We start from the raw sequence: 6,744 nt of genomic DNA, 5'->3' as shown, positions 1-6,744 counted from the left end.
TCGAGAAAAGCCTCAACTCCAATCCCCGCTTGGGATTTACTTCGAGAAGCCCAAAATCGCTGAAACCCAGATAGATCAAGGAAAATCATAAATCGAGGTTAACCCTTTGTCCCGTAATGGTTTGAGCCTTTTTTGCTGACCGAAAACGCCTAAGTCCCACTAGAGTTATTTTACCAGCTTTTTTCTCCCCACTTCCCCCACCCCGACCTAGGGTGTTGATTGGGAGCGGAATGCCGCCAAAATAACTCATACACTTTTTCTCTGATTAAGATCAAGGGTACTCTGTACCGGCGATTGCCTTCCAGAAAAGTTATTACCAATAAAAGGTTGACTTGGAAAGGAATAAATACAGCGTTGCTCCTAAAGATGAAGTGTAATACTATTTTTCAAAAGTAATGGCAGAGATGGTTAATTAGGGTCTGCTGAAAAAGTTTTTCGTGGGGGCAGGGTGTGGGGCCACGAATAAAGAAAAATAGTATCAGGCAATGGCAGCGAGAAAGGAAATTCTATCATCATTTATTTATTTATTTATTCATTTATTTATTTATTTATTTATTTATTTATTGGTTCATGCTTCGATTTCTTTGATTGCTTCATCAATTCCTTCTTTAACTTTGCTCAATCCAGTCAAAAAGTATTGCCAATGACCGTGTTTGCCGTCGGTATTAATGGCATTACACCAGCGTTTAGCGGCTGCTTGCTTGACTTCCCTCAGTTCGTCCCATCCTTTAGTTTCTAGGATTAAATAGTTAGATTTAGCGGTCTTCAGACGGATAATAAAGTCTGGGATATAATCGTGGTCTTCCCCATTATGAAAATAGGGAATAGTAAACCCTAAGCGTTCATTTTTAACAAAGGCTGCAGTGGCGGGATGATTGTCAATAATATAGGCGGCTGCCTGTTCCCATTGATCGGTATCAGCCACCACACAGTTAAGGTGAGACTTGACTACCTCTCTCACAGGTTTGCCGGTGAAGAAGTTAATATCATCGGTTGAACCGTTGCCTAGATGTGCCTCATATTTGGGGATTTCTGGGGCTTCTCCGGCGCCGGTATCGGGACAAATGGACTCCGAGAGTTTTTCAATTACCCAACCGTAATAGGGGGAAAGAAACAGATCGAGAATGTGAGCGGGTTCTACTACTTTAACCTTTTCAGTTAGGTAGCGATCGCATATTTTTCTTAATTGGGGAAACAAGACATGAGGGGGGGCTTGACATTGCTCGGTTTGGCAGTAAGTGCGAGTTAAATCGGCCGCTAATTCAAAGACTAATTCCTGTAATCTTTTTCCTTGACGGTAAGGGTTGAGGTCAAGGCTTTCCAGTTTGCCTGGACCAGATAGGCTATGACGACCTTGGTTATTAGCTAGAGTAGCTTTAACTTGGACTTCGGGGGCAATTTTGAAGGGGTTAATTTCTAAAGCGGCGATGGCTGTCCAATCAACGGTGACTCGGTTTTGTACGGCTTGGGTATAGCCTTTAACTCTGGGAAATTCTAGGCGATATTGGGATTTTTGCGGCACTGAGTAAACATGATAGCGTTTTTCTGGTTGAGGTTTTGCCCCTTGGGGATTAGCTTTAAAGGGAACAACTTCAAAGGGAACTCCGAAAATTGTTGAGGTTTCTTCGGCAAATTTGTTATCGTCGGTGAGGTCATAACTGCGCCTTCTTAACCCCCTACCTACCACCTGTTCACAGAGTAATTGGGATTGAAAGGGACGAATCCCAATAATATGTTTTACGGTGGAACAATCCCAACCCTCCGTAAGCATTCCTACAGAAATTACACATTTTATATCGCGACCGGGGGGGTGAAACGGTCTAGCTAATTTCTCAGCTAGTTGGGCAAATCCTTCGGGATAAATATCGCGTCCTTGATCATCTTTTGTCCATTGAGTCTTACCAATGGTGTCTAAAGTAAAGCGCATCCATTTACTTTCATCGGATTTACTTTCACCCGATTCTAATTCTTCAACTACCTTAGAATCGACTCTAATCGTGTTAGTTTCTCCCTCGGTATTACGGAGCGATCGCAGGTTAGAGGAGGGTAAATCATCCGGTTTGATATCTTCTGCTATCCATTCATAGAGACATTTAGCAATCTTGGTATTCTTACAGACAATAATAAATACAGGCGGTCTGGGATCATCGGAGGCTGCCCATTCTTGTTTAATTTGTTCCCACTGTCCCCCTAATAAGGTGATGGGATGTTGCACATATTTGAGGATAGCTTCCGGTGTAGGATTTATTCCTTTACGCCGTTCAGATCGGGTCATTTTCTTCATTAACCATTCCCAGATATTAAAGTAAGCTAAATCTGAAACGGCTGCGCCGGTGGTATCTCTAACGGGTAATTGAGGAATTTTCACTAAACCTGCTTCAATGGCATCCATTAAACTAAAATCACTGACGACCCACTCAAAGGGTTTATTAGTATTTTGTTTGGAAGATTTTAAGTAATAGGGAGTAGCGGATAGATCCACACAGCAATTAATGCCTCGATATTTGTTAATTCTATCTAAACCCTCAAGCCAAATCGTGGCTTCTTTTTCTTGATATTTTTCCGATTCTTGCTCATCGCCAGCATCATTTTTATCTGGAGATATCCGAGATATCCGATAAGCATGATGCGCCTCATCATTAAAGACTAAAATGTTACCTTTATTCCCCACTTCTTGGGTTAAGATTCGTTTAATCCAAGCGGCATCACTTTCTAAATAGCGGGTACTTTCAACTTCGACTTCTTTTAAATTTCCCTGTGCATCGTATTTTTCCCCTCCTTCAGCGACTTTTAACTGACCTAAATTTCGCTGTTGTCGATAGCTGTCTAAGTCTAGATAACGCTGTCCCCTGGCTGTGGTATTTCGTTCGCCAATTCTGACAGTTTCCTTAGTAGTGACGGGGACTCCCACTTTCACCACTTTGGCAGTTTCATTACCGGCAGTGGCAGGCGCTCGCTTTTCAAAAATATGCCAATTTGTCACCAAGACTTTACCCTGTCTCAGTTTGTCCATCAGGTGAGAGGGTACGAGGTCACGGGTGCGGTAGAGGGAAGCTTCGCCGTTGTCGGGGTTGAGTTCCTGCAATCTGCTTTTAATGGTGACATTGGGACAGACAATCAGGACAACATCGGAGAATTTAGCGTTACTGCGATCTGCTACTTTGTTGAGGATCGACCATGCTGCTAACATCCCCATCACTGTTGTTTTACCGCTTCCAGTGGCCATCTTACAGGCGTAGCGGATGAAGGCTTTCAGGGTGGTGTCAATGGGGGTGTCTTGGGGAATGTAAATCCCTTGGCGAAAGTCGGCCCGTGATTCAATCAGGAAAATGATGGTTTCTACTGCTTCTTTTTGAGCAAAAAATAGGCGATGTTCTCTTCCTTCTCGGTTCCAATAGTCCAATAGTTCTAAGGTGGTACGACTGACCCCGGGATAGTTTTCGTTTCTCCATTCTTTGACTTTGTTCCTGATGCGGTTAACCAAGGTCATTTCATAACCAGGGAAAAATTCATCGGGGGGTGAAAGTTTGAGAACTTTTCCTAATTCCCATTCGCTGTCACCTTCCCGGGGGGGATAGACAATAGCTGGTCTTCTCCCTTCTTTTAATTCCGGTTCATAACCTTCTCGGATGAACCAATAACGGGAGGGTTCATCAAAAGGTGAGTTGAGAATCGGTTCGTTGACTTCGTAGGACATAGGGTTATTTAGGATTTTTTTCTTATGTATTAACTCAAGGCAAACTCGGTTAAACTGCGTTTATAGGGAGCCTGAAAACCTAAGACTATATCTTGTTTGGGAACACCAGCCGCGATTAATTGATTGGCAATGCCGATTTCTGTTCCATCTCTTTGAATCCAGATTTTGTCATCTTTTATGTCAAGATGAATAATCACACCATAGATTCGCTTTTGCTCTTTCCACCCAATATTTAAGACTTGGTAATGATGGCGTTTTGTGTCAAAAATAAGTTGATTTTCTGTGTCATTTTTGCCGTTATTAACTGAATGTTGGGTGAGAATGTCTTGAATCAGTTGAGAGTAGTTTATTCTTTCCATAATACCACCTCTTGTTTGAGAGAATTAAAGATTAAGAGTTTAATTTTATATTCGGCTACAGCGTCTTGAATAAATTGACGAGAGAAAAAGTCCTCATAGGTATCTTGAGGAATTGCTAGATAAAGAATCCTTTCGGGTTGTTCCTGTTTTAATGCTAACCGATAATTGAGGATTTGTCCTAATGCGAGATGAAATTCGGTAACTTCTGATGCGCCTAAAAAAGATTTAATCTCTATGGCAATTTTTTGACCTGCCTTTTCGGCGGCAATTAATCTTTCCGCGCCTAAGTCGATGTAAAATTCTACGTCATTGACTTTCAGATAAAGGGGATCATGGGTGATATTCCAGCCATCTTTTTCGAGGGCAATACACACGGATTGATGAAAAATATCTTTGGCTGACATAGAATTTTCTAAGTATAAGCAAGCTCGATAAACGGCTGATTTAACTTCATCAAGGGTTCATCAAAAGGTGAGTTGAGGATGGGTTCGTTGACTTCGTAGGACATTTCGATTTTTGATTTTTGATTTTTGATTTTGGATTGATTAATTTTCTAGCAGGTTTTGAGGTTGTCTCATATTAACTCCTTTTTAAGCAGCTCGAAAAGGAATATTCTCAAGGATGACTTGGGGTACATTTCCTGTTCCTAAAACATCTTTAGCGTCGAGAATTTCAATGCCAACTAAAAGATCATTATCACCAAGGTTTAAGGTGATTTCATCGTTTAACTGAAGATTTCGACATTCATGTTTTCCCTCTACAAGTCTAATATAAAGGGCATCAATTTCTGCATCGTAGCTAATTTTCATTTTGTCTCCTTTAAAAATAGTAGGTGTAAACAGTAATGACAATCAATTCTTGTTCTGTTTCTGTAACAATGGGAACAACTTTTTTTAGAGGGTAAAATTTTCCTTGCCAATAGGAATTAGTCTGAATTATAGTCTGATATTTATCCCTTCCTTGTTTGGCACTTTGTCGAGTCCCATAACGAATTGCTCCAATAATTTCTTGTTCATTTGTTCCTCGTTCAATACATTGTTCTCGAGCGTGTTTTGTTAATCTAATTGGTTTCATTGTTGATTTTTAAGCAACTCTCTAACCACTAATATTTAAGCTATGAGTATCCAATAGTAATCTCATTAGATATAATCCTTAAAGTCCTCTAATGGTTCATCAAAGTCATCACCAATGGAAATTATATTTTTGTCACTACCAAATAAAGGAGGACGTTTAGGTATGGTTTGAGGTGATACTAATTTTACCATTGGTTGATTATTTCTGGTAATAATTATTTCTTCTCCTGTGGCTGCTTTTTCTAGGAGTTGATTGATTTGCGGTAAGGCTTTATTTATGTCGATAGTTTCCATTTTGGGTACACTTCATCAAGGTTGTTCATCAAAGGGTGAGTTGAGAATCGGTTCGTTGACTTCGTAGGTCATTTTCTAATCAAATATCTTTCGTCTAGTTTAGTTATGCCATTGGGAAGTGTTTCTATAGGCCATTTATCTGGGGGCAAGTGTGCAGTTTTTTCTAAATATTCCTTAAAAATCGTATTAGCTGAGTCACTGCACAGAATAAAGAATAATGTAAATTTTTGTTCTGTAGATTTTTTTAATCCTATGTATAGATTCTCCTGTATCCACCTCTTATTTTTATCAGGGAATATTTCAGATGATCCAGGATACCAACCAGTATAGCCTACCGGATTCACCACCAACCATAGATGTTCATCGGAGTTTATTTTTCTGGATATTGTTCCCTTTACTGTTATTTTGTGATTAATAAGTTTTTGGTCTTTGGGAGGATCAGTAATTGTTCCTGATATATCTTTTTTGTGTGAAAGCCATATACCAAAACTCACCCCCACCCCAAATGCAGTACCAAGCATCGTTAAAAAAGTGATAAGGATAGTTAAAAATTTTTGCCCATCATCTAAAGCATTTAGCCACTCAAATATTTTAGCTACAAATTCTGTTTTACCTGGAGGAGGAGCAGTCATAATAAATCATCCTACAAACTTTTAACCACTAACAACTCATTCCCCCGGTCATCAATCACCTTAACGGCAATTTGCCGATGTTCTCCCACTGCAAAAGCTGCGCTGGTTGTCCCTGCTAGATGTTCCCAGACTGATTCCTCATAGGTTCCCTTTAAAGCTTTTTTAATCGAATCCCAAGCACCGGTACGGGGGAAAAATGCCTGATTGACGTGGAAACATAGGCCATTGTAGTCAGTATCGAGAAACCAAGCGGGGACATTCTTACCCGGTTCCGAGTCCACTTTCATTGTAACCGGGTCAAACACATCCAACCCCAATAACTCCACTTGATATTTACCCTCAGGGATGGGATTAATCCTAATCTCTGGCAGTCCACAGACGCTGAATATCTGGGAACTCCTCATGTTTTTGAGTAAATCCCCCATCAGCAGGTCTGGAGTTGCTTGGATGTAAGTCGCGGGAATCCCCACCGTATCCTGACAGTTTTCTACAAACTGACGAGCGCTAGGAGCGATCGCAAAGCCAAGGACGAACAGATGAGCGTATTGTTTTTGACATCCTCGCCGCCCTAAAAGTGCGGCGATTCCTAAACCTCACGATTTAAGTTTCTGCTTCCACCACCGTCGCATACCACAGTTAAAAAACCATGTACTGTCTTACACAGAGTCCACAGACTTTCGCCCCATTTC

8 protein-coding genes are annotated in these 6,744 nt (G+C 40.8%); all 8 read right to left on the bottom strand.

Going from position 1 to position 6,744, the window contains the following annotated elements; translation table 11 throughout:
- Nucleotides 1-568 precede the first annotated feature (568 nt).
- Nucleotides 569-3,697 (bottom strand): BPTD_3080 family restriction endonuclease, encoded by a 3,129-nt coding sequence (locus O9295_RS08055; protein WP_288032616.1) that lies wholly within the window; start codon nucleotides 3,695-3,697, stop codon nucleotides 569-571.
- Between the two features lie 29 nt (nucleotides 3,698-3,726).
- The gene (locus O9295_RS08050; RefSeq protein ID WP_288032615.1) at nucleotides 3,727-4,056 is read right to left on the bottom strand and encodes a XisI protein; all 330 of its coding nucleotides are present in this window, start codon (nucleotides 4,054-4,056) and stop codon (nucleotides 3,727-3,729) included.
- Nucleotides 4,044-4,460 (bottom strand): XisH family protein, encoded by a 417-nt coding sequence (locus O9295_RS08045; protein ID WP_147073028.1) that lies wholly within the window; start codon nucleotides 4,458-4,460, stop codon nucleotides 4,044-4,046. Before O9295_RS08045 ends, O9295_RS08050 begins: the two co-directional genes overlap by 13 nt.
- Before the next feature lie 186 nt (nucleotides 4,461-4,646).
- On the bottom strand, nucleotides 4,647-4,865 hold the full coding sequence (locus O9295_RS08040) for a DUF2283 domain-containing protein (RefSeq protein ID WP_045362939.1): 219 nt from the start codon (nucleotides 4,863-4,865) through the stop codon (nucleotides 4,647-4,649).
- A 10-nt stretch (nucleotides 4,866-4,875) separates the two neighbouring features.
- Nucleotides 4,876-5,130 (bottom strand): DUF4258 domain-containing protein, encoded by a 255-nt coding sequence (locus tag O9295_RS08035; RefSeq protein ID WP_045362937.1) that lies wholly within the window; start codon nucleotides 5,128-5,130, stop codon nucleotides 4,876-4,878.
- A gap of 65 nt (nucleotides 5,131-5,195) precedes the next feature.
- Nucleotides 5,196-5,423 carry a type II toxin-antitoxin system Phd/YefM family antitoxin gene (locus O9295_RS08030; RefSeq protein ID WP_045362936.1) on the bottom strand — a complete coding sequence of 76 codons (228 nt, stop codon included), beginning with the start codon at nucleotides 5,421-5,423 and terminating at the stop codon, nucleotides 5,196-5,198.
- Between the two features lie 68 nt (nucleotides 5,424-5,491).
- Nucleotides 5,492-6,055, bottom strand: a complete 564-nt coding sequence (locus O9295_RS08025) for a hypothetical protein (RefSeq protein WP_045362934.1) — start codon at nucleotides 6,053-6,055, stop codon at nucleotides 5,492-5,494.
- Between the two features lie 11 nt (nucleotides 6,056-6,066).
- Complete coding sequence (locus O9295_RS08020) at nucleotides 6,067-6,525, bottom strand: hypothetical protein (RefSeq protein ID WP_261779644.1); 459 nt, start codon at nucleotides 6,523-6,525, stop codon at nucleotides 6,067-6,069.
- Nucleotides 6,526-6,744: the final 219 nt, after the last annotated feature.

The organism is Microcystis sp. LE18-22.4A, from assembly GCF_027531105.1.
GTDB lineage: Bacteria > Cyanobacteriota > Cyanobacteriia > Cyanobacteriales > Microcystaceae > Microcystis > Microcystis aeruginosa.
Note: the sequence above shows the minus strand (reverse complement) of the source record. Positions and strands in the feature narration are given on the sequence as shown.